The sequence below is a fragment of the Fodinisporobacter ferrooxydans genome (genome assembly GCF_022818495.1).
Classification (GTDB): domain Bacteria; phylum Bacillota; class Bacilli; order Tumebacillales; family MYW30-H2; genus Fodinisporobacter; species Fodinisporobacter ferrooxydans.
In genome coordinates, this window is sequence record NZ_CP089291.1 from 4,611,857 (window position 1) to 4,635,263 (window position 23,407).

At 45.0% G+C, this 23,407-nt stretch carries 21 protein-coding genes and 1 other annotated feature; of the genes, 5 read left to right on the forward strand and 16 right to left on the reverse strand.

Annotation, left to right across the window (positions count from 1 at the left end; translation table 11 throughout):
• Positions 1-245: 245 nt before the first annotated feature.
• The 12 genes from LSG31_RS22115 to aroA form a co-directional block, all read right to left on the reverse strand.
• Positions 246-1,481: an NAD(P)-dependent malic enzyme gene (locus LSG31_RS22115; RefSeq protein ID WP_347437196.1), complete on the reverse strand. Its 1,236-nt coding sequence runs from the start codon at positions 1,479-1,481 to the stop codon at positions 246-248.
• A 142-nt stretch (positions 1,482-1,623) separates the two neighbouring features.
• Complete coding sequence (gene aroF / locus LSG31_RS22120; protein ID WP_347437197.1) at positions 1,624-2,613, reverse strand: 3-deoxy-7-phosphoheptulonate synthase; 990 nt, start codon at positions 2,611-2,613, stop codon at positions 1,624-1,626.
• Between the two features lie 48 nt (positions 2,614-2,661).
• Positions 2,662-2,854, reverse strand: a binding site (T-box leader).
• 210 nt (positions 2,855-3,064) lie between these two features.
• The gene (locus LSG31_RS22125; protein WP_430734296.1) at positions 3,065-3,967 is read right to left on the reverse strand and encodes a CAP domain-containing protein; all 903 of its coding nucleotides are present in this window, start codon (positions 3,965-3,967) and stop codon (positions 3,065-3,067) included.
• A gap of 172 nt (positions 3,968-4,139) precedes the next feature.
• Positions 4,140-4,343, reverse strand: coding sequence for a YqgQ family protein (locus LSG31_RS22130; RefSeq protein ID WP_347437199.1), 204 nt, complete (start codon positions 4,341-4,343; stop codon positions 4,140-4,142).
• A gap of 151 nt (positions 4,344-4,494) precedes the next feature.
• Entirely contained in the window at positions 4,495-5,199 is a 705-nt protein-coding gene (locus LSG31_RS22135; protein ID WP_347437200.1) for an ABC transporter ATP-binding protein, read from the reverse strand.
• A gap of 3 nt (positions 5,200-5,202) precedes the next feature.
• On the reverse strand, positions 5,203-5,994 hold the full coding sequence (locus LSG31_RS22140; RefSeq protein ID WP_347437201.1) for an ABC transporter ATP-binding protein: 792 nt from the start codon (positions 5,992-5,994) through the stop codon (positions 5,203-5,205).
• Positions 5,978-6,934, reverse strand: coding sequence for a branched-chain amino acid ABC transporter permease (locus tag LSG31_RS22145; protein WP_347437202.1), 957 nt, complete (start codon positions 6,932-6,934; stop codon positions 5,978-5,980). The genes LSG31_RS22140 and LSG31_RS22145 overlap by 17 nt, the downstream gene beginning before the upstream one ends.
• 8 nt (positions 6,935-6,942) lie before the next feature.
• Entirely contained in the window at positions 6,943-7,827 is an 885-nt protein-coding gene (locus LSG31_RS22150; RefSeq protein ID WP_347437203.1) for a branched-chain amino acid ABC transporter permease, read from the reverse strand.
• 132 nt (positions 7,828-7,959) lie between these two features.
• A complete protein-coding gene (locus LSG31_RS22155; protein WP_347437204.1) occupies positions 7,960-9,150 on the reverse strand; it encodes an ABC transporter substrate-binding protein in 1,191 nt (396 codons plus the stop codon).
• 401 nt (positions 9,151-9,551) lie between these two features.
• Positions 9,552-10,538: a type II TA system antitoxin MqsA family protein gene (locus tag LSG31_RS22160; protein ID WP_347437205.1), complete on the reverse strand. Its 987-nt coding sequence runs from the start codon at positions 10,536-10,538 to the stop codon at positions 9,552-9,554.
• Positions 10,539-10,554: 16 nt separating this feature from the next.
• Complete coding sequence (locus tag LSG31_RS22165) at positions 10,555-10,926, reverse strand: hypothetical protein (RefSeq protein ID WP_347437206.1); 372 nt, start codon at positions 10,924-10,926, stop codon at positions 10,555-10,557.
• 242 nt (positions 10,927-11,168) lie between these two features.
• On the reverse strand, positions 11,169-12,464 hold the full coding sequence (gene aroA / locus LSG31_RS22170) for a 3-phosphoshikimate 1-carboxyvinyltransferase (protein ID WP_347437207.1): 1,296 nt from the start codon (positions 12,462-12,464) through the stop codon (positions 11,169-11,171).
• 275 nt (positions 12,465-12,739) lie between these two features.
• On the opposite strand from aroA, the gene LSG31_RS22175 reads away from it, so the two are divergent.
• The gene (locus tag LSG31_RS22175; protein ID WP_347437208.1) at positions 12,740-13,618 is read left to right on the forward strand and encodes a 3D domain-containing protein; all 879 of its coding nucleotides are present in this window, start codon (positions 12,740-12,742) and stop codon (positions 13,616-13,618) included.
• A gap of 304 nt (positions 13,619-13,922) precedes the next feature.
• Here LSG31_RS22175 and LSG31_RS22180 read toward each other — a convergent pair whose 3' ends face one another.
• From LSG31_RS22180 to LSG31_RS22190, 3 genes are read right to left on the reverse strand one after another with little or no spacing between them, the layout of a single operon-like run.
• Positions 13,923-15,704 (reverse strand): acyl-CoA dehydrogenase family protein, encoded by a 1,782-nt coding sequence (locus LSG31_RS22180; protein WP_347437209.1) that lies wholly within the window; start codon positions 15,702-15,704, stop codon positions 13,923-13,925.
• 22 nt (positions 15,705-15,726) lie between these two features.
• Positions 15,727-16,875, reverse strand: a complete 1,149-nt coding sequence (locus LSG31_RS22185) for an acetyl-CoA C-acyltransferase (RefSeq protein WP_347437210.1) — start codon at positions 16,873-16,875, stop codon at positions 15,727-15,729.
• Positions 16,876-16,891: 16 nt separating this feature from the next.
• Positions 16,892-19,243 (reverse strand): 3-hydroxyacyl-CoA dehydrogenase/enoyl-CoA hydratase family protein, encoded by a 2,352-nt coding sequence (locus LSG31_RS22190; protein ID WP_347439582.1) that lies wholly within the window; start codon positions 19,241-19,243, stop codon positions 16,892-16,894.
• A 343-nt stretch (positions 19,244-19,586) separates the two neighbouring features.
• Between LSG31_RS22190 and LSG31_RS22195 the strand changes: the two genes are divergently transcribed.
• From LSG31_RS22195 to LSG31_RS22210, 4 genes are all read left to right on the forward strand, one after another.
• Positions 19,587-19,925, forward strand: a complete 339-nt coding sequence (locus LSG31_RS22195) for a histidine triad nucleotide-binding protein (protein WP_347437211.1) — start codon at positions 19,587-19,589, stop codon at positions 19,923-19,925.
• A 214-nt stretch (positions 19,926-20,139) separates the two neighbouring features.
• Positions 20,140-20,775, forward strand: a complete 636-nt coding sequence (locus tag LSG31_RS22200) for a hypothetical protein (protein WP_347437212.1) — start codon at positions 20,140-20,142, stop codon at positions 20,773-20,775.
• A gap of 10 nt (positions 20,776-20,785) precedes the next feature.
• Positions 20,786-21,580: a hypothetical protein gene (locus LSG31_RS22205; RefSeq protein ID WP_347437213.1), complete on the forward strand. Its 795-nt coding sequence runs from the start codon at positions 20,786-20,788 to the stop codon at positions 21,578-21,580.
• 18 nt (positions 21,581-21,598) lie between these two features.
• The gene (locus LSG31_RS22210) at positions 21,599-22,069 is read left to right on the forward strand and encodes a hypothetical protein (protein WP_347437214.1); all 471 of its coding nucleotides are present in this window, start codon (positions 21,599-21,601) and stop codon (positions 22,067-22,069) included.
• Positions 22,070-22,128: 59 nt separating this feature from the next.
• Here the strand turns inward: LSG31_RS22210 and trpB are convergent, their stop codons facing one another.
• Positions 22,129-23,322: a tryptophan synthase subunit beta gene (gene trpB / locus LSG31_RS22215; protein ID WP_347437215.1), complete on the reverse strand. Its 1,194-nt coding sequence runs from the start codon at positions 23,320-23,322 to the stop codon at positions 22,129-22,131.
• Positions 23,323-23,407 lie beyond the last annotated feature (85 nt).

Here is a 23,407-nt window from a genome sequence, read left to right on the forward strand (position 1 = left end):
ATTGCAATTCAACCAAACGTTAGTTTTGTTTTATCCATACCTGTCTCTTCCATTTTACATCCATATAACTTAATAGTAGGGCTGATTGATGCGCGAGTCAAGTGAACGCGATTCAGCAAGCTGCCGGCGCGTAACGGCATCCTGGCATTCTATGCGACCGATATTCTGGTACGATCCACCACACAGAAAAAAAGCCCGACACCTGTGATATGCTACCGCATGCACATGGTATTAGGCTTTCTCAATTATCCTTTGATTGTTGCCAACAGTTTTATTTTTTGTTTTACAGATTCCGGATCGATCTGAACCCTGGCGACTCCACTCTCCATGGCTGCTTTTGCAACTGCAAACGCAACATTCGGAGCCACGCGGGGATCAAATGGATGTGGAATGACATAATCCTCGTGGAGTTCTTCTTCCGGAATCAGATCTGCAATGGCAGATACTGCCGCCAACTTCATCGCTTCATTGATATCTGTCGCATGAACATCCAAAGCCCCGCGAAAAATTCCCGGAAAAGCCAGAACGTTATTCACTTGATTCGGAAAATCGGATCGACCTGTAGCAATCACTCGAACTCCTGCCTGTTTTGCAAGGTCCGGCATGACTTCAGGATTGGGATTCGCCAATGCGAACAAAATCGGATCCCGGTTCATTTTTTGAATCATGGATTCCTCAATCAATCCGGCGGCAGAAACCCCGATAAATACATCCGCACCAACCATCGCTTCCGCCAATGTTCCCCGAATCCGTTCAGGATTCGTATAGCTGGCAACTTCTTCTTTAATGCGATTCATTCCTTCTGTTCTGCCTTCATACAAAATGCCTTTTGTATCACACAGAAGAATCGTCTTGGTTCCCATGGAATGAAGGATTTTGGTAATGGCGACACCTGCCGCGCCTGCCCCATTTACAACGACCCGAATGTCTGCGAAAGATTTCTTTACGACTTTCAGTGCGTTTAATAATCCGGCTGCCACAACAATGGCAGTTCCATGCTGATCATCATGAAACACCGGAATCTGGCAGGAGCTTTTCAGACGTTCTTCAATTTCAAAGCATTGAGGAGCTGCGATGTCTTCCAGATTAATGCCGCCAAAGGTCGGTTCCATCAACTTCACTGCATTCACGATTTGATCGCTATCCGTAGTATTCAGGCAGATGGGAAATGCGTCCACACCGGCAAATGATTTGAAAAGCACCGCTTTCCCTTCCATCACCGGAAGAGCAGCAGCCGGCCCGATGTTCCCAAGGCCAAGTACAGCAGTACCGTTCGTAACAACCGCAACACAATTTCCTTTCATGGTATATTCATAAACGGTATGTTCAGCACGGGCGATCTCCATGCATGGTTCTGCAACACCGGGTGAATATGCCAGGCTTAAATCCCTTGCGTTTTGCAAAGGAACTTTTGCCTGAACCGCCAGCTTCCCTCTGTTTTTTTGGTGCAATTGAATGGCTTCCTGCCTTTGATCGGACATCCGTATACACTCCTTCGATTCATACATCACATGATGATCCATTCCATCCATTTACACTTGTAAAATTAGAGAAAACTGTGCAAAATCCTTTTTTCCGTGTCGATAATTTTTAAAGTTTCCAGGAATCCTCGCCGCATTCCCTCTAGCGGTTTCCAAGCTCTTTCATTAATTGATCAAACTGTTCCAGTGTCAGGGATTGGGGTCCATCCGACATAGCTTTCGCCGGATTTGGATGTACTTCAAGAATCAGTCCGTCTGCACCTGCTGCAATGGATGCTTTGCTCATGGCCGGAACATATCTGGCAACGCCTGTTCCGTGGCTGGGATCTGCAATGACCGGCAAATGGCTCAAATGCTTGATCACCGGAATGGCATTCAGATCCATCGTATTCCGCGTGTATTTTTCAAATGTGCGAATTCCTCGTTCACACAGCATCACATTTGGATTTCCTTCGCTCAAGATATATTCGGCAGACATCAACCATTCTTCAATCGTTGCCGCAATTCCCCGTTTTAACATGACCGGTTTTCCAGTCTTGCCTACTTCCTTGAGCAGATGGAAATTTTGCATATTGCGCGCACCAATTTGCAAAATATCCGCATATTCAGCAACCATCGGCAAGTTTACAGGATCCATAACTTCTGTTACAATCGCCAACCCTGTTTCTTTCCTCGCTTCGGCCAACAATTTTAATCCTTCCTCTTTCAATCCCTGAAAGGAATATGGGGAACTGCGAGGTTTAAATGCTCCTCCGCGCAAACAAGTGGCACCTGCCGCTTTTACCGCATGAGCCGTTTGCAAAATCTGCTCTCTGCTTTCGACCGCACATGGACCTGCCATAATGACAGGAGTGCCCGCTCCGATTCTGACGTTTCCGACTTCGATGATTGTAGGTTCAGGATGGAATTCCCTGCTTGCCATTTTAAATGGATGTGTCACATGAACAATTTTTTCCACGCCATCAAAGCTTTCCAGAGGTATATCTGTCAGCACCGATTTATTTCCAATGATTCCTACGATTGTACGTTCCGTACCTTCGGAAATGTGGACTCGCAATTGAAGTGCTTCAATTGTATCTACAATTTTCTGAATTTCTTCTGCTCTCGCTGTTTTCTGCATAACGATAACCATTTTCTCTTCCTCCTGCCATCTTTTCAAAGTACAAAAAAACCCCATCCCTATAGGGACGAGGTTTGCTCGCGGTACCACCCTAGTTAGCATGCAATACATGCTCACTCAGTTCTTCATAATGGTGAAATCCATATAAACTCCGGAAGTGTATTTCACATCTCAAGTGTTGACTGACTTGCACCTGCCGTCAGTTCTCTGTACAACCATCTCAAGAGTTACTTGATTCCTTCAACGTTTATTCAATATATGAAATTATTTGAATTCTACATCATGATGAAAGTATAGTCAATAACCCTTTTCATTCTCTTTTCGTTCTCATCAAGAAAACTTGTTGTCACTTCATCAAACGATTTGAAAAACAAGCGTTCCAAAGATTGTTTCCCATTGCAAGCAAAGGATGCATCTTCTGAAAAAAGATGCATCCTTTGCTTGCGATCTATGCGTCTTAGCGTTATGGTTTGATAAACTCCTGTACCCAATCCGTACCGTATTGTCCGCCTGTAACATATCCGACGCCGATTTCCGTAAATTTTGGGTTCAGGATATTTGCCCGGTGTCCACTGCTGTTCATCCAGTCATTCATGACTTCTTGCGCGCTTGTTTGCCCTGCCGCAATGTTTTCTCCTGCATAGGAATACGAAATGCCAAACTGCTTCATCATATCAAAAGGAGAACCATATGTCGGCGACTGATGATCAAAATACTGATTGTCGCGCATATCTTTTGCCTTATCATATGCCATTTGTGTTAAATTCATATTCAAAGCCAATGGCGCCAAACCATTTTTTGCCCGCTGCTGGTTGACGAGATTCACGACTTGTTGCACCTCGGGCGATACAGACGCAGATGCATTCGATGTCTGCACCGTTTGCTCTGATGCAGCACCAGATTGTGCGGATTTTACCAATAATGCTTGACCAGGGTATAACGCATCTGTTTGCAAATGATTGGTTGCCTTCAAGAAAGCGGTGGATTCATGATTCGTCTGTCCGATCGACCAAAGAGAATCACCAGGTGCAACCACATATTCCTCATACCCTTTTTGCAGCAACGCTTGTTTCGTCTTCGGACCAACGACTCCATCTGCTGCAAGACCCATATTGTTTTGGAACGATTCCACAGCTTGCTTTGTAATCGGCCCAAAAAAGTTGGTTGCTGACAGTGCTTGCGGGAACGTTCCGTAATCCTGCAATGCCAATTGCAGCACATGGACAGCTTGTCCTGTACTTCCATATTGTAAATTCGTATTTCCAAAGGAATTGGCAGCTGCAAATGCAGACTGACTGCCTTGAACTTCTGCCAGCAGTGAAAATCCCAATACAATCATACCAGAAAATGCAAACAATCGATTCATTCGTTTCAAATCAGAAACCTCCCTATTTTTCATTTGGATGTCGAGATTTTGTTATCGAATACCATGTTTCATAGCGCCGAGGTCCCTTACACTGTACTAGAAAAAATCCTTCCTGTCAGTGAAAATTGCTTACATTTACCTATGTAAATCTTGTATTGGAAGATCGATCGTCTTATATCGTTTCATTTTCGCTGCGTTTTAAAGCACCCATTTCGCTTTTCAAAATGGTTTTCATAGTCAAGTATTCTTCTTTTTCAATCAGCTTTTCTTCATACAAATCATCCAGTTCCAATTCCATCAAAACAAGATCATCCCATTTGTTCCCTGTATAAACCACAATTTGAAACCGACGCAATAATTCTTTTACTCGCAGCATGCGATCACCTGTATTTTCTTTTCATTTTATCACACCGGCTACAGCTGTTGCCTTTCTATGTACAACTCTTTCAAGTGTTAAAATGATAGATAGGGTTAGTATGCAAAAAAACAATGTATCTTTGATGATACATTGTCTTTAGCTTTGCCTGTTATCCACCTAGATACGCTTTCTGCACTTCTTCACTATCTGCCAGTTCCGATGCGGAACCGCTTAAAACGATTTGCCCCGTCTCAATGACGTACGCACGGTGTGCAATGGACAACGCCATATGGGCATTTTGCTCAACCAATAAAACAGTTGTACCTGTTTTATTGATCTCCTGAACGATATTGAAAATTTCTTTTACCAAGAGCGGTGCAAGACCCATCGACGGTTCGTCAAGCAACAGCAATTTCGGACGCGCCATGAGTGCTCGACCCATTGCCAACATCTGCTGTTCACCGCCGGACAGTGTCCCTGCCTGTTGGTTTTTCCGTTCCAGCAAGCGGCCAAAGCGCTTGTACACATCGTCAAGGTCGTCTTTGATTCCCTGCCGATCCTTGCGAAGGTATGCTCCCAGCATAAGGTTTTCTTCGACAGTCATGTTCGCAAATACACGGCGACCTTCAGGACAGTGACTTAATCCTGCTTTCACAATGGACTGTGCTGCTTTTCCGCCAATCGATTGATTTTCAAATACAATTTTTCCGCCAGACGGCTTTAATAATCCGGAGACGGTTTTCAATAACGTGGATTTCCCGGCACCGTTCGCTCCGATCAATGTTACAATTTCGCCCTGCTCTACATGGAGGCTGATTCCTTTCAAGGCATGAATCGCGCCATAATGCACGTTTAGATTTTCAACCGTTAGCATTGCTCACACCTCCTGCCCCAGATATGCTTCAATGACCCGAGGATTCTTCTTGATTTCATCAGGTGTGCCATCTGCAATCAGTTTCCCTTGATCCAACACGTAAATTCTTTCACAGATCCCCATAACGAGTGACATATCATGTTCAATCAACAAAATGGAAAGTTTAAATTCATCCCGAATCCAATAAATCAGTTTCATCAGGTCTTGTGTTTCTTGCGGATTCATCCCTGCAGCCGGTTCGTCAAGCAACAAAAGTTTAGGTCCTGCTGCCAATGCGCGGGCAATTTCCAATCTTCGCTGCTCCCCATATGGCAAGTTTTTGGCAATTTCATCTTTTTTATGATCGAGATTAAAAATTTTCAAAAACGAGACGGCCTTCTCTGTCATCTCCTGCTCATTCCTGAAATGAGACGGGAGACGGAAAAAAGAGCTCCAGATCGTGTGTTTTGCATGGCGATGATAGGCAATTTTCACATTGTCCAACACGGACAAATCATTAAACAAGCGGATATTCTGGAATGTGCGAGCCATTCCCCTGCTTGTAATTTGATAGGGTTTTAAGCCGCGCGTATCTTTTCCGTCGAATGTAATGCTTCCGCTTGACGGTTCATATACGGCAGTCAAAAGGTTGAAAAATGTCGTCTTGCCTGCACCGTTCGGGCCGATTAATCCGATCAATTCCCCATGATCAATATGTATGGATACATCACTGACCGCCCGTATTCCGCCAAATACTCGTCCCACCTGCGTCACATCGAGAAGGGCTGTTCCGTTTTGATTATGCTGCAGTTCCATGGCTCTTCCCTCGCTTTGTCAGTTTTAAAGATCGGAACGAAAATTCTTTGGTACCCATCAAACCTTGCGGACGGAAGATCATCGTCAAGATTAATATCAGAGAATATACAATCATGCGAATTTCCGGATAGTCCGCCAAATACGTAAACAACAATGTCAACAGAATCGCTCCCAAAATCGAGCCTGACGTGCTGCCAAGCCCGCCCAGCACTACTATGACAAGAATTTCAAAAGATTTCATGAAATTAAAGTTGGTCGGCTGAATGATGTAGAAATAATGAGCGCTCAATCCTCCCGCCAAACCTGCAAAAAATGAGCCTATGACAAACGCCATTACCTTATACTTTGTCGTATTGATCCCCATTGCTTCCGCTGCAATTTCATTTTCCCGCACGGAAATACATGCACGGCCATGGCGTGAATTCACAAAGTTATTAATAAAAATCACAGTAATTAAAGACGAGAAAAACGCCCACGCCCAAGTTGTATCTTGTGGAATTCCACTCATCCCGCTGGCGCCGCCAACATAAGGGGTGTTCAAGAAAATGATGCGAATGATTTCACCAAATCCAAGTGTGGCAATTGCCAAGTAGTCTCCTTTTAGCCGCAGACTCGGGACACCGACCAGCAAACCTGCAATTGCTGCAACGATCGCACCGATCAACAAACCTACACCGAATGGCAAATTCAATTTTAATGTTGCGATCGTCGACAAATAGGCGCCAATCGACATAAAACCGGCATGTCCAATAGAAAATTGGCCGGTAAAACCATTGATCAGATTTAAGCTCGTAGCCAGAATAATATTGATACAAATGAGCATCAACGTAGATTGAGAATAGTTGTCAATGACACCAGAATCGATGAGTATTTCGCCGATCGCATAAATCACAATCGCGACCAGCGTCCATAGCCAAAAGGAACGATTACGGAATTTCATGATCCCACCTACACTTTCTCCCGGATATTCTTACCGAACAGTCCGGACGGCTTGAAGATGAGGATTAAAATCAAGATTAAAAATGCCACGCCATCCCGCCAGAGGGAATAACCGGCAGAACTTACGGCTGTCTCGATGACGCCTAGCGCCAAACCGCCAACCAACGCGCCTGGAATGATCCCGATACCGCCTAAAACAGCAGCGATAAACGCCTTTAAACCTGGCAAGATTCCCATCAGAGGGTCGACGGAGCTGTACAGCATGCCATAGATCACTCCGCCTGCAGCAGCCAATGCAGAACCGATTGCAAATGTGATGGAAATCGTCGTATCTACGTTAATCCCCATCAAACGAGCGGCTTCCATATCGAAGGATACAGCGCGCATCGCCCGTCCAGCTTTTGTTTTATGTACGATATATTGCAAAATGACCATAAGCACAATTGTCACCGTAAAGACGATAATCTGCAAATTATCGATCGTGACATTGCCGAATAAATGAAACGTTTCTCTTTTAAATAAATTAGGAAATCCTTTCGGCTGTGCACCGACTGCCAATATCCCGCCATTTTCCAACAGGAACGAGACACCGATTGCTGTTATTAAAGCAGCGATCCTGGATGTATTCCGCAAAGGACGATACGCAAAACGTTCGATCACGACACCAAGCAATGCGGAAACGGCCATTGATAGCAAAAGGGCCGGAATAAATCCCCATTTCAGTCCGGCAGCAGCAAAAAATCCCGTATACGCCCCAACCATAAATACGTCGCCATGAGCAAAGTTAATCAATTTGATAATTCCGTAAACCATCGTATACCCCAATGCAATCAAAGCGTAAACGCTGCCTACAGAAATGCCGATAATTAATTGTTGAACGATATAATCTAACATCCGAAAACGGCACCTCTCTCTTTTTTTTTCTGTGAAAAATGATAGTTGCACAATGTCGATCATTATATAGAATATTCGAACGATTCGAGCCGGATAAGAGAATAGGGGGGTATCCCCCCCTATATAGGATCATTACGGATTGATCTTTGTCTTAAATACTTGCTTGCCATCTTTATATTCAAGAATGACAGCAGATTTTACAGGGTCATGGTTTTTGTCAAAGGTGATTTTTCCTGTTACTGTCTGGAAGTCTTTCGTCGCTGCAAGGGCATCTCTTACTTTCGTATGATCTGTGCTGCCCGCCTGCTTGAATGCATTGGCAAGAAGGTTCGTCGCATCATAGCCGAGAACAGCCATCGCATCCGGTGCAGTGTTATATTTTGCTTTAAAAGCTTTTACGAATTTTTGTACGTTGGGATCTGTATCATCAGCCGCATAGTGGTTGCTGATGTAGGTGTTGTTCAAGTTTTTGGCGCCGGCGATCTTGACCAATTCCGGCGAATCCCAGCCGTCTCCGCCTTCAAACGGAACTTTGATTCCAATTTCACGGCCTTGTTTGACAATCTTGCCGACATCTCCATAGTAGCCTGGCACGTACACAACATCCGGATTTTCCGCTTTAATGCGTGTCAAAACCGCTTTAAAGTCTGGATCGCCTGCCTGATAGTTTTCGACTGACAGGATTTTGCCGCCATCTTTTTTGAAGCTTTGTTCGAAGTATTGCGCCAAACCTTTGGAATAGTCACTGGAATTGTCCACCATCACTGCAGCGGTTTTTGCGTGCAGATTTTTATTTGAGAAGTTGGCCATGACAGTTCCCTGGAACGGATCGATAAAGCAAGCGCGGAATACCCAGTCATTCACTTTTTTGGTATCAGGATTGACCGTTACTTTCGGGTTGGTGGCCGAAGAACTGATCAATGGAATTTTTGCTTGTTGCACGACAGGAACAATTGCCAGCGTATCTGTACTGATCGTAGCACCGATCAACGCATCTACCTTGTCCTGATCGATTAATTTTTGCGCGGCACGAGTCGCTTCATCTGCTTTGGAAGCGTTGTCGGCCACCTTGATATCGATGGTTTTGCCATTGATTCCGCCATTTTTGTTGATTTCATCAACAGCCAGCTTGACACCGTTCAAGGCAGAGTTGCCGAAGGATGCTTCTGCACCTGTCAATTCGAAGTCGACGCCAATTTTGATTGTTTTGGCGTCGGATGAAGCGCTTTTGCTGCCACCGCTGCTGGCACTGCTGCCGCAGCCTGCGAGTGTACCCATTGCCAAAAGTGCAACAGATGCTGTTGCCAATACTTTCTTTTTCATACTTTAACCCCCTGACGACTGTTCGTTACTTTGATGAAACACGTTAGCAAATTATGAGACAAAAATAAAAATTATAACCTCCTACTTCAATGATTTTAAAATATTCTTTAATATTTAATAACTCTATTTTAATTTAATTGTCTGAAAAATCAATTACCAAGTATGATAGATTTAAGAAAATTATCCTTTTCTTTCTTCTTCAATCATTCGATTGCTATGGATTTCTTACCTATATAAGATTTTAGATGAAGAAGAAGATTTTTCTTGTGGATCGATTAAAATTTAAGTATCATCTTTCCAGTTTCCTTTCTCTTTCACACCTTTTCTAAAACGAAAAAATTCCTTCTCATGTAGAGAAGGAGGTGTGTGAAATTCATGATTTTTTGTTCCAAAGTCTTCTATCAAATACTCATTTCTTTAGCATATAAATAGGGAATAAATTGATAATGCGGTGTCTTTTGCCACGCTGACTCTTCATGTGAAAAATCACTGATTTGCTGGGAATTAAACTCCTTAAATTTCTTTTGAACAGTCTCTAAAATAAACAATTCTTCAGGATCGAATGTTTTAGGGTTGAATTCATCAACAGGCACAGCAAACTGACCAAAAGCATCAATTTCCCATTCGACACTTGAAACATTTTCGAACAGGGTATCATACTTTTCCGGTACAGGCCCAAAATTGTGACAAATATATCTTGATCCACTGATCGATTTTTGGAACTTGTTATAGCAATAGAAATCAGAATAGAACATTAGTTTGTTAAGTTTTGTTTTATAAGGCTTTTCTTTATCCGCAAAAAACAAAACCATTTGCGAAAATTTTTCAAACGAAAACTTTTTAAAACCCGTATATTCATTTGGCGGATTTGTAAAAATTGATCGAATTTGATTAATAATCAATGTTTCTCCATTACTTTTTGAACAAAACCCTTGTAAAGTCGCTTTCAGTTGGTTTGCTACCGCTTCATCCACTTTATCCTTATTTTGTTCCAAAAAATCGAGCATTTTTTCTGGGTCAGCACTCGCTTTAACCGTTTGGTTTTGTGCAGATGTTGGTAAAGAACCGTTTTCATATCGTGTAATCGTTATTTCTCCAAAACCAAGTAACTTCGAAAAATCTTTCTGTCCTAGATTATATTTTTTTCGTATGGAAATAATTTCTTCAGGAGTTATGATACCTTTTTTGTCACGATATATTTCAAATGCTCTTTCTTGGTTTTCTTGATCATAAATGGGATGAAATAATTCTGATGAACATTTCGAGCAAAACGCAATTTTCCCATGAATAGGAATGGATAAATCCTTTGCCTTATACTCAAAATCAACCTCCTCTACATAATAATCCACTGATTCATCACACGTATGACAAAATAATTTTTCACTCATACGGTGTCCCTCCCGATCAAAATTCGTTCGTTGTTTTTAACTTGCCCTTATATGGATAGACAATAGGGCGCTCCGCGAAATGAAATGACATAAATAACAAATCATTCCGTGTTTTTCGAATGGTTAATTTTATATAAATGTCCGCCGGGACTTCCTCAATCCCAAACTCCCACACTTGTTGGTTTGGTTTTGCATGATCCGGCGACGGACCCCTGTAATAGTTTTCAAACGTCAAAAGATCCAGCATGGCAAACGCATCTTTGATGCTTATTCCAAGTTCACCAAGCAAGTACTTTTCCTGGGGACCTTTGATAAAATCGAGCTTATTTTTCGCTTTATATTCCCTTGCGAATGACAGAAATTGATTTATTTCTTCGATACTTGCCAAAAGGAGATCCCCTTTCCGCAAAACATTCCTTACACATATAGTATAAGAGTTGAATAGAAAGGAGTCTACAATAAAATTATCAATTGATAACTTTATTTCTTTCCGTATTTATTATTCTTATACACAAAAAGCCGCGATTTTTTCGCGACCTTTTTTGAATGATTCTGTTTGCTTGACGTAATTGGAACCGTTTCAACGACACTACCATAATCACAATGGAGGGAAATGTATATTCCTTCAGCTTAATACAACGTTTCCAATACCTCATAATACGTTGGGAATGTCTTTCTCACACACATCGGATCCCGCAAGACGAGACCATCCGCACACAATCCCAATATGGCAAACGACATGGCCATGCGATGATCGTCGTATGTGTCAATTTCGACGTTTGGACGTATAGGCGCAGGTTCAATCCGCAACGCATCGGGATACTCGTGTACGGTTTGTCCAAGTTTCCCCAATTCGGTCGCCAATGCTTTGATTCGATCCGTCTCTTGCAAACGAATATGACCGATATTGCGAATCGTCACAGGCGTGGAAGCAAAAGGAGCAATCGCTGCCAATGTTTGCGTCATGTCAGACATTTCATTCAGGTCGATATCGATGCCTTGCAATTTGCCGTCCTGCGGCCCTGTCACCGTTACGGAATCATTCGTAAGAGATACCTGGCAACCCATTCGTTCCAGAACATACGCGAATCCGGCATCTCCTTGCAGCGAGTTCTTGCCTAAATTCTCAATGGTGATCGTCCCGCCTGTGATGGCCGCTGCTGCCAGGAAATAGGACGCATTGGATGCATCCGGTTCGATTGCATACGTACGAGCTTGATAGCGCTGACCCGCTCGGATGAAGAATGCTTGATCGTCCCGGTTTTCCACTTCCACACCGAACGCTTTCATCATTTCAATCGTCATATGCACATAGGGTTTTGCAATCAATTCGCCATCGATTTCAATGGTGACATCCGAACTCGCATAGGGTGCCACCAATAGAAGTCCTGACAAGTATTGACTGCTTTTGTTTCCTTTTACCCGCGTTTTGCCGCCTGGCAACTTCCCGCCGCGGATCCGGACAGGCGGGCAACCCGTCTGCAGCTCATCTTCAATCGAGACGCCAAGCATGCGCAGCGCATCGATTAAATCCTGGATCGGCCGTTCCCTCATTCTCGGAATACCGTCAACCCGATAAACGCCATCCCCAATCGCCAGACAGGCGGTCAAAAACCGTGCGGCTGTGCCTGCATTGCCAACGAAGAGATCGACAACTTCATCGCCATTTCCAGAAATATAGCCGTTTTGCCCCTGAATCCGGACTTCTTTGTTTGGTTCATCCACATTCATTTGGAATCCCAGCGTCTTTAAACAGTTTATAAAATGACGGCTGTCATCGCTAAACAGCACATGCGAAAGCCTGCATTCCCCATCCGCCAATGCCGCAATCGGCAGCGCCCGATTCGTTATGCTTTTCGAGCCTGGAACTTGTACAATTCCTTTCACCGGATAGGAAATCGGTTTTACTTTGTAAATATCACTCAACTGCGTCTCTCTCCTTCGCTCAGATCGATTCCATTTCTCTTTGTTTTTTCTATCTTACACGAATCCCTGCCATATACAACAGTCTTTTTTCAACTTTTTGAACACACACCGATAACTGAATTTTGAATGATCATAATCTTTGAAAAACATTTGAAAATAGCAAAAACATTCCAATCATATCACACTCTCATGTAAAAAATTTTTTCATTGAGAGTTTAAATAGAGTTGCTGGTGGACAATCTGTTACTAAACACAAAGGAAATGGAGAGATTGATGTGAAGAAACAATTTCATTTTATGAGTCTAATATTCGCATTTGTGATTAGTAGCATATTGACAACAAGTCTATTACCTGCAACAGTGTTTGCAAGAGATTTGCCGGATCCGATTCTATTTTCTTCCATTGGAAATTCCGGTACTTCATTAAAACCGGCGGATACGTTTGAAACACCTTTATATAGTTCATTATTTCAGCCGCTGCCGCAAGCAATCAATCAAACAACGATTGAAGGTAGCGGCAATCCTGAACAAGATGCTTCACGATCCTTTGGATTTGTAAATACATCGAGACAATTCAGCAAATATATTGTTCAACCCGGAGACACATTAAATCAAATTGCCAATGTTTTCAAGATAGGGCTTCAGGAATTAATCCAAGCCAACCATTTGAAAAACCCAGGGATGCTGCTTATAGGTCAAGCGTTAAAAATTCCCGTTACCGTTGCAAATGAAGGATCCATAACGAGTCTTGCACCGATGGGCATGGGCCAAGACATTTCTCTCATGGGTGCCAAAACGATTATTACCACACTGACTGCCTATACTTCCGGCTATGAATCTACCGGGAAAAATCCGGGAGACCCCGGCTATGGCATCACATCTACAGGTACACATGCTACACAAGGCCGTACCATTGCTGTCGATCCACATATCATTCCATATGGCTCAAAAGTGTATATTCCGGGTGTCGGCATTCGGATTGCGGAAGATACTGGAGGGGCCATTCGCGGCGGTCGGATTGATGTTTATTTCAATGATGTCAATACAGCTTTGCGATTTGGCGTAAAGCGGAATATACCTGTGTATATCTTGCCAAATCAAAAGAATTTTGCCTATTCAAACAGCAGCTCTACCGATTCAAATTCCCATGCATAATGCAAGATTCATATTATCTTAAGAAACAGTTCTGTTGTTTGAATTTGGGACTCCTTTGAACGAATCATCCATTTGGCGGAAAGTCTCGCCGCATCGGGCCATTTTGGCGGTAGGCGGTGAGGCTTGCATTCTGTATGATCCGCAGGCAGAGGAGTCCCAATCTGCCATCTATTGCATTCCACCAGTCTGTTCCTATTCATAGTTTGATTTCATTCCATACTATATTATTTCATTCCATACCGTTTATATCATAGTTCGATTTGTACCATACTCCTATTTCATTCCATACACATGCATACGTTTGTCAGCATACGTATTTTTGAGCCAAAATGACCGCATTGGCCACTTTTCGTTTTAATGCAACCGTATGGATCGGAGTATAACGTGTCAGTTTTTTCAAAATCGCCAATTGTGCGCGCAAATTGTCACCTTCCGCCACTGCAGCCAATATCGTCTTTGCGAGCGTATCGATTCGCTCTATCATCGACTGGGCGAAAATTTGTACCATGATCACTTGCAGTTCCGCTTTTGCCGGATGTCTGCCATGCAGCTTTTGTGCCCGCAGCAGCGCAGACTCCAATGCGTAAATTTGTATCATCATATCTGCCAGATTGGACAAAAGTTCTTGTTCCTGCTCAAGTTTCGGACCGAATGTTTGTATGGCAAGACCGCCTGTAAACAAGACAACTTTTTTCGCCATGGATAGCATGTGCCTTTCCTGTTCCAACAGCCGATCGCCCTCAAAAGGCGGCATCATGCCCATAAGTTCCGCCTGCAACGCTTTTGCCGCGCCGTGTAAATCAAGTTCCCCCTTCATTGCCTTTTTCAACAGCGTCCCTGGAATCAAAAGGCGGTTGATTTCATTCGTACCTTCGAAAATACGGTTGATGCGGGAGTCGCGATACATGCGTTCGATGGCATACTCCTGAATAAATCCATATCCGCCGTGGATTTGAACGCCTTCATCGACGACAAAATCAAGAGCTTCCGATCCGAATACTTTATTAATGGAACATTCGATGGCATACTCTGCAATTCCTTTCGCCACATCTGCCCCTGCTGCAAGTCCTTTCTCTGCCAAGCTATTCAGCATTGTTTCGATTTCCCCTGTCGTCCGATACACCATGCTTTCCGCCAAAAATGTTTGAATATTCATTTCGGCCAATTTTTGCTGAATCAGCGGAAAGGAAGCGATAGGACGGCCAAACTGTTTGCGTTCATTGGCATAGGAAGCTGAGGCTTCCAGCGCTGCTTTTGCTGCGCCGACAGCGCCCGCCGCCAATTTATAACGGCCGATATTCAAAATATTAAATGCGATGACATGCCCCTTGCCGATTTCGCCTAGTACGTTTTCCACAGGCACATGGACGTCTTCCAGGATCAATGGACGGGTCGAGGACGATTTTATGCCCATTTTCTTTTCTTCCGGTCCGGTCGAAACACCTTTGAACGTGCGTTCCACGATAAACGCAGTAAATTTCTCGCCGTCGATTTTCGCATACACGATAAAAATATCCGCAAATCCGGCATTTGTGATGAATTGTTTGGATCCGTTCAAGACATAGTGCGTTTTGTCCGCGCTTAAAACCGCCGTCGTGCGCGCGCCCAGGGCATCCGATCCGGAACCCGGCTCCGTCAGGGCATATGCGGAAATCCATGCACCGGAAGCTAATTTCGGCAAATATTTTTGCTTCTGCCCTTCGTTGCCGAAGATGACGATCGGCAGGCTGCCGATGCCGACGTGTGCTCCGTGACTGAGAGCAAACGCGCCGCCGCGGGTAATGTATTCCGAAATTAATGTGCTGCTGATTTTATCCATGCCCAATCCTTCATATTCTTCCGGAACGTCTGCCGCCAATAAACCCAGTTCGCCCGCTTGCCGCAGCAATCGAACGGTCAACTCCCAGTCCTGATGTTCCAGCCGGTCGATGTGCGGCGCCACTTCTCCGTGAATAAAGTCGGATGTGGTTTTTGCGATCATTTTATGCTCATCCGTAAAGTCTTCCGGCGTGAATACGTCAGAAGGTTCGACCGTTTCCAACAAGAACGCGCCGCCTTTTGGAATCCTGCGTGTTTGTTCTGTCATGCTTCATGCCTCCCAGCATTCATTAATCAACCATTCGCTCAAATACGCCGGCAGCACCCATACCGCCGCCGATGCACATCGATACAACCCCGTAGCGGGCATTCCGCCGTTCCATTTCATACAGCAAGGATACGGTCAATTTGCTTCCCGTACAGCCAAGAGGGTGACCCATGGCAATCGCTCCGCCATTGACATTCACTTTCTCCAGGTCGAGGCCCAAATAGCGGACGACATGGACCGCTTGCGCCGCAAACGCTTCATTGATCTCAAACAGATCTACGTCTTCTTTTTGAATTCCCGCTTTCGCCAATGCTTTTGGAATCGCCGCCACCGGGCCGATCCCCATAATGTCCGGATCGACGCCGGCGACGATAAAGCTGCGAAACGTGCCAAGAGGACGAACGCCCAGCCGCTCTGCTTTTGTTTTTGACAGCAAAAGCACGCCGGCAGCCCCATCACTTGTCTGTGAGGAATTTCCTGCCGTCACGCTGCCGTTTGCACGAAATGCTGGTTTCAGACCTGCCAGCACTTCCAGCGTCGTCGCCGGACGAATCCCTTCATCCCGCCGGAAGCTGGAGCCGTCCGGCAGTGGAACAGGCACGATCTCCCCGTCAAATTTTCCGGACTCTAAGGCTCGCTGTGCCAATCGGTGGCTGCGGACAGCAAACCGATCTTGATCTTCCCGGGAAATTCCGAATCGCTCTGCCACGCGCTCTGCCGTGTGTCCCATCGCCATGTACACATCCGGCAATTGATCGACCAATGTCGGATTGGGCGCTTTGTTGTATCCTCCCATGGGCAACAGGCTCATCGATTCCAGGCCGCCTGCAATGACCACATCCGCAAATCCGCACATGATTTTCTCGGCCGCTATGGCGATCGATTGCAGTCCTGAGGAACAAAATCGGTTCACCGTAAAACCTGGCACAGTCGTTGGCAGCCCTGCTCGCAGCGCCACGATTCTGCCGACGTTCATCCCTTGCACAGCTTCCGGCGTGGCGCATCCCATGATGACATCCTCAATCTCCTCCTTGGCGACTGCCGGTACGCGCCGCAACAATTCCTCCACGACAAGTGCAGCCATGTCATCCGGACGGACTTGCCTGAGACTGCCTTTGGGCGCTTTCCCCACAGGTGTTCGTACAGCTGCCGCAATCACTGCTTCCTGCATTCCAATCCCTCCTCTTCTAGTTCCGCAATGGTTTGCCTGTCGTCAACATATGCTGCATCCGCTGCTGCGTCTTGGCTTCCCCGCATAAACTCAAAAACGCTTCCCGCTCGAGATCCAACAAATATTGCTCCGATACCCGCGTACCCTTCGCCACATCCCCGCCTGTCAGCACATGAATGAGTTTGTTTGCGATGGCTTGATCGTGGCTGCTGATGTACCTGCCTTCTTTCATCGCCATGACGCCGACTTTTAAAACCGCCGCGCCTTCCCGCCCGACGACCGGCATGCTGCGCGGCACCGGAGCCCGGTATCCTTGTGCAAGCATGTGCAGCACTTCCCGCTTTGCGTCAGCAAGCAGCAGATCCCGCGACAGGGAAATCCGGTCCGTCGCCCGCATAAACCCCAATTTGCGCAATTCTTTGGCGCTGCTGCCGACTTTGGCTGTACCGATGAGTTCAAATACATGATTGATGAAAGGCTGCAGATCAAGTTCGATCCCCGGCATAATCTTCTCCAAATGGCGAATCAACAGCTCCTTATTGCCGCCGCCGCCAGGGATCAGACCTACGCCTACTTCGACAAGCCCCATATACGTTTCCGCAGTTGCCAAAATGGTGTCGCAAGCCATCGCCAATTCCGCCCCGCCGCCTAACGTCAAACCAAAAGGAGCGGCAACCACCGGCTTGGAAAAATATTTCAGCCCCATGCAAGCATCCTGGAATTGCTTGACCATCCAGTTGACATCATCCCAATTGTCATCCTGAATCTCCATCAAAAGCAGCAGCAAATTGGCGCCGACGCAGAAATTGGCCGCCGTCCGCGCACCGATCACCAAACCGTCAAAACGGTCAGCACCCTCTGCACAGGCATACCGCAGCATGGATACAACGTCCGGACCGATCGCCTGCTTGAGGGAATGCACATCCAGCAATGCGACACCGTCGCCGATATCGTAGAGGGTGGCGCCGCTGTTTTGTTTGATCACACCGATGCCCTTGCTGCTTTTGCCTATATAAAAATTGTCAATCGATTCTATTTTGTCGCTATAAAAGGAAGACTTCCCTTCTTCCAAAAGCTGCAGCACCCAACCGGGAACGGCATCCCCTTCCGCCAGCATGCGTTTCACCGTTTTTTCCAATCCGAGGACATCCCATAATTCGAATGGTCCCAACTCCCAATTGAATCCCCATTTCATCCCTTGATCGATGCTTTCCAGATCGTCCGCGATGGTAAACGCATGTTCGGCGCTGTATAGCAGCACTTGTTTGCATAGTTGCCATACAAATTGGCTTGCCGCATCTTGACCGGAAAGCAGCGTCCGGATTTTTGCCTTTACGTCAGGCGCCTGTTTGGCTGCTTCCAAGGAAGAGGATTTGACTTTCTTTCTTTGTACATATTCCATCGTGTCCGGATGTAATGTGAGAATTTCCTTTTTCCCGTTCCCATTCGTTTTTTTATAAAATCCCTGCCCGCTTTTATCGCCGATCCATCCCCGCTGCAACATTTCCTGCATATATGCAGGGATTGCAAATGCTTGTCGTTCCCACTCATTCTGCACAGAATTGCGAACGTTGTTTGCCACATGAACAAACGTATCCAGACCCACAATATCAAGCGTGCGAAATGTGGCGCTCTTTGGCCTTCCCAAGACAGGGCCTGTCAACTCATCCACTTCGTCAAACGATAAGCCGAACCGCTTCATTTCCGCGGCAGCCACCATCAGACCGTATGTACCGATTCGATTGGCGATAAAATTCGGGGTATCCTTCGCCACAACGACACCTTTGCCCAAACATTTTCGGGCGAACGCTTTCATTGCTGTAATCAGTTCCGGTCGGGTATCGGGTCCTGGAATGATTTCCAATAGTTTCATATAACGGGGTGGATTAAAAAAGTGAGTGCCCATGAACGACCGGCGGAATTCCAACGAGCGCTTTGCAACCATTTGGGCGATGGAAATCCCGGAAGTGTTGGAACTTACGATCATCCCCGGCCGCCAAATCCGCTCGATTTTTTCATAAAGCGCCTGTTTTGCTTCCAGATTTTCTACGATCACTTCGATGATCCAATCGACATTTTCCAACTTTTGCATGTCGTCTTCCAGATTGCCGATTTCAATCAAGTCCAAATCCTCCGCATCATACAATTGGGGAGGTTTGGTTTTGGAAAGCCGTTCTTTCCCCATCCGAGCAAGACGATTGCGCACGGCGCGGTCTTGCAAAGTCAGACCTTTCATCTGCTCTTCTTGCGTCAGAGCGGATGGAACGATATCCAACATCAATGTAGGAATTCCCACATTTGCAAGATGTGCCGCGATTCCCGCACCCATGACTCCGGATCCAATGATCCCAACGCGATTGATTTGCATCCGTACCCTTCCTTTCAACGATACGATCGGTTCTGTCAATGTATATACAAAAACAGGGGAACAATTGACAGATTGTTTTAAAAACATTGGCAAAAACATTGACAAATTGCCGTCATCCAAATAAAATTCAACCAAACAGTTGGTAGATATTTGTGTTTTTATTGTATCAAACACGACTCTTCTTGTATATCCCTTTTCCGAAGTTCCATTTGAAAACTATGCGTTTCACCATTTTTGACGCTTTCCCTTTCGGTTTCGTTTTCCTTTTCGGTTTGCAATCGGAAATTTTCCGGAATTTCCTGGGATATGCTATACTACTAGCAAAAACGTGGAGTGATTGAAAGTGGATTGTATATTTTGCAAAATCATAGCGAATGAAATCCCATCGAAAAAAGTGTATGAAGATGATCTTGTCGTCGCATTTCATGATATCCAGCCGGTAGCTCCTGTCCATGTACTGGTCATTCCAAAGAAACATATCCCTTCCGTGCTTGACTTGCGGGAAGAAGACACACCGTACCTGGCAGCGATCCATTCCGCCATTCAAACAATCGCGAATCAATTGGGATTGTCGGAAGAGGGATTTCGCGTGATCACGAACACCGGAAAGCATGGACAGCAAACGGTATTCCATTTGCATTACCATGTCATCGGCGGCAGGCAGTTGAATTGGACAATGTAATCATTCATTTTGAAACAATTTATAAATATTTCCACTCATAAAAACGCATACTGGGAACAAGTGTATGTAATGGAGTGTGAACCTTTTGCTTCAGAATTCTTCTGTACGACATTCAAGGGCGCACCTGTCTGAATTTGGTGCGACCCTTCTTCATTTGAGAAATCCTTGGATTGTTGCCTTTTGGTCTTTTGCATTTCCTGGTTGCGGAAATCTTATGCAAGGAAGACTCGCGAAAGGGCTGGTCCTCATCATTTGGGAACTGGTCGTGAATACAAATGCCAAAATCAATCTTGGCATTATGTATACGCTAATTGGAGAATTCGACAAGGCAAAACAAGTGATTAACACCAGATGGCTGCTTCTTTATGTCCCTTTGTATGTCTATGCGATGTGGGACAGTTATCGCGGTTCAGTAAATATGAACAAGCTTTACATCCTGGCGGATAGAGAAGACGCGCCCATCAAGCCGGTCGCAATGAAAACACTGGACATAAATTTTATAGATAAGCGAAGCCCCTGGTTTTCTACAGCACTTTCACTGTTATCCCCAGGACTCGGGCATCTTTACGTTCACAAGGTCATTACAGGGCTTTTCTTTATAGCGTGGACAATCTTGGTAATATATTTGTCGCATACTTTGCAAGCCGTACATGATACGTTTACGGGAGATTTCAGTCAGGCGAAATCCATTGTGGATATGCAGTGGCTGATGTACCTTCCATCGATTTATGGTTTTGTGCTCCACGATGCATACATATCCGCTGTCGAATATAACAAACTGCTTGAAAAAGTACAGTCGAGATTCTTGCGGGATCATTATCAACGTTCCGATTTCAAAATGCCATTGTGAGGTGTTCATTATGGAGCAAAATGCGTTTGCACGATATCCAAGGGCATATCTCTCCGAATTCACCACAAATCAACTCCACTTAAAAAACCCTTACATCATCGCGTTTTGGTCCCTTCTCACCCCAGGGTTGGGTAATTTACTGCAAGATCGCAAACTCAAAGGGCTGATCCTAATCCTATGGGGAATTGTTGTCAATACTGGCGCCAAAATTAATCTTGCCGTCGTGCATTCCTTAACCGGTCATTTCCATTTAGCCAAAAATGTCATCGACACCAGATGGCTTCTCCTTTACTTGGCAGTATATGTTTATTCAGCGTGGGACGCCTATCGCGGAACGGTTGACATGAATAAATTGTATATCTTGGCTGACCGGGAAGACGCGCCTGTTAAATCGTTTGTCATCAAAGCTTTGGATATGAATTTTTTAGATAAGCGCAATCCGTGGCTTGCGGCAGCGTGGTCTTCCTTGATGCCGGGACTCGGTAATTTGTATTTGCATAAAATCATCACAGGGCTGTTCTTTGTCGCCTGGACAATCACCGTCATGTATTTTTCACATGGTTTGCAAGCGATACATTTTACGATGATCGGCGATTTCAATCACGCAAAATCCATTGTGGATGCGCAATGGCTGCTTTATATCCCTGCGATTTACAGGTTTCAAATTTATGATTGTTATGTCTCCGCTGTGGAGTTCAACAAATTGTTTGAAAAAGAGCAGTCAAAATGGTTACGTGATCATTATCAAAAAATTGGGTTTCAAATGCCGATAGTTTCAAATGCCGATATAGATATAAATGTATGAAAGCTAAGGAGTGACGGCATGTATATCATTGCATCATTTGAGCAATCCGTTTTTTTGGAACTCGCCATCTCGTCTCTCGAGCAAGGGGGCATTCAAAAAAATCAAATTCTTGCTGTCCCGCTTGATAAAAGAACGGAGGAGAGAAAGCTGTTCGATACAATCCATCAGGCTGACGGATTTAGCCTGTTTGATGTAGCTGCAGTTCTGGGTACATGCGGAATGCTTTTAGGAGCCATATACGGAATGGTTTTAAAATGGGGACCGATTCTGTGGGGACTCATCGGATTAGCTGCCGGTCTCCTTTTAGGTTTTCTATTGAAACTTGTGTTCGTGAAAAAACAGAACAACAAGATGACAAAACAAAGCATTGCAACAGAAGTGTTTCTTCTGATCCATTGCGCCAATGATCAAAGAAAACTTGTGGAAGGCATCCTTTGGGACAACATGGCGATTGGCGTCGCTAAATTGAAAACCGAAGGTTTTCAATAAAAATATGATAAAAAACGAGACTCCGCCAAACTTTACAGCGAAGCCTCGTTTTTTTTTTTTTACGTCCTTTGTATCAGTTCATAGACTTGAGCAACGTCTTTATCGCCGCGTCCGGATAAATTTACGATGATAATCTGATCTTTCGACATATTTGGCGCCGTCTTCATGGCATATGCGACTGCATGTGAACTTTCAAGCGCAGGGATAATGCCTTCCGTCTTGGACAAATCCAAAAAAGCCTGCAGTGCTTCTTGATCGGTTATCGCTGCATACTCTGCCCGGCCGATCGCTTTGTAATAGCTGTGTTCGGGGCCAACGCCCGGATAGTCCAGTCCGGCAGCGATCGAATGGCAATTTTCTGCATCATCCATTACGTAGCACTTAAAACCGTGAATGATATCTGGTTTGCCTACATTTAACGGCGCTGCGTGGTGTCCGGTTTCCAATCCTTCTCCGGCTGGTTCCACGCCTACAATTTTGACCGAAGAATCATCGACAAATGGATAAAACAATCCGATTGCATTGGAACCGCCACCAACCGCCGCAGTAATCAAGTCAGGAAGACGGCCTTCCTTTTCGAGGATTTGTTTTCTGGCTTCACGTCCGATGATCGATTGAAAATGACGGACCATCAAGGGATACGGATGTGGTCCAACCGCAGAACCAAGCAAATAAAACGTATCCTTGTAATTTTGGGCAAAATCCATCAATGCTTCATCAACCGCTTCTTTTAGCGTACGGTTGCCGGATTTTGCCGCTACAACAGTAGCACCGAGCATTTCCATGCGGAATACGTTCAGTTCTTGCCGTTTCGTATCGACTTCACCCATGTAGATTGTACAGGGAATACCAAATAATGCACAAACGGTCGCTGTAGCAACACCATGCTGACCTGCGCCTGTTTCCGCAATAATGCGTTTTGCGCCTATGCGCTTCGCGAGCAATACCTGCCCGATCGTGTTGTTGATTTTATGTGCACCTGTATGGTTTAAATCTTCACGTTTTAAGTAAATCTTTGCGCCACCCAACTTGGCAGTTAATCGTTCGGCAAAATACAACGGATTGGGACGTCCTATATATTCATGCATGTAATAGTCCAGTTCCCGCTCAAAGTCCGGATCGTCCTTGTAGCGAAGAAATGCTTCTTCCACTTGATCCAATGCTTTTTGTAAGGGTTCCGGCACGAAACTTCCGCCAAATGTCAATTCACCTTCACCGAAAACGCCTTTTTCCGATACTTTTACAATACTCATCGTGTTTCCTCCTCTGCTCGCCTCAGCTATCTAAACTCGTAAAACATCCAATAGGATGCTATATCCAGTATAAAGGAGTCATAAT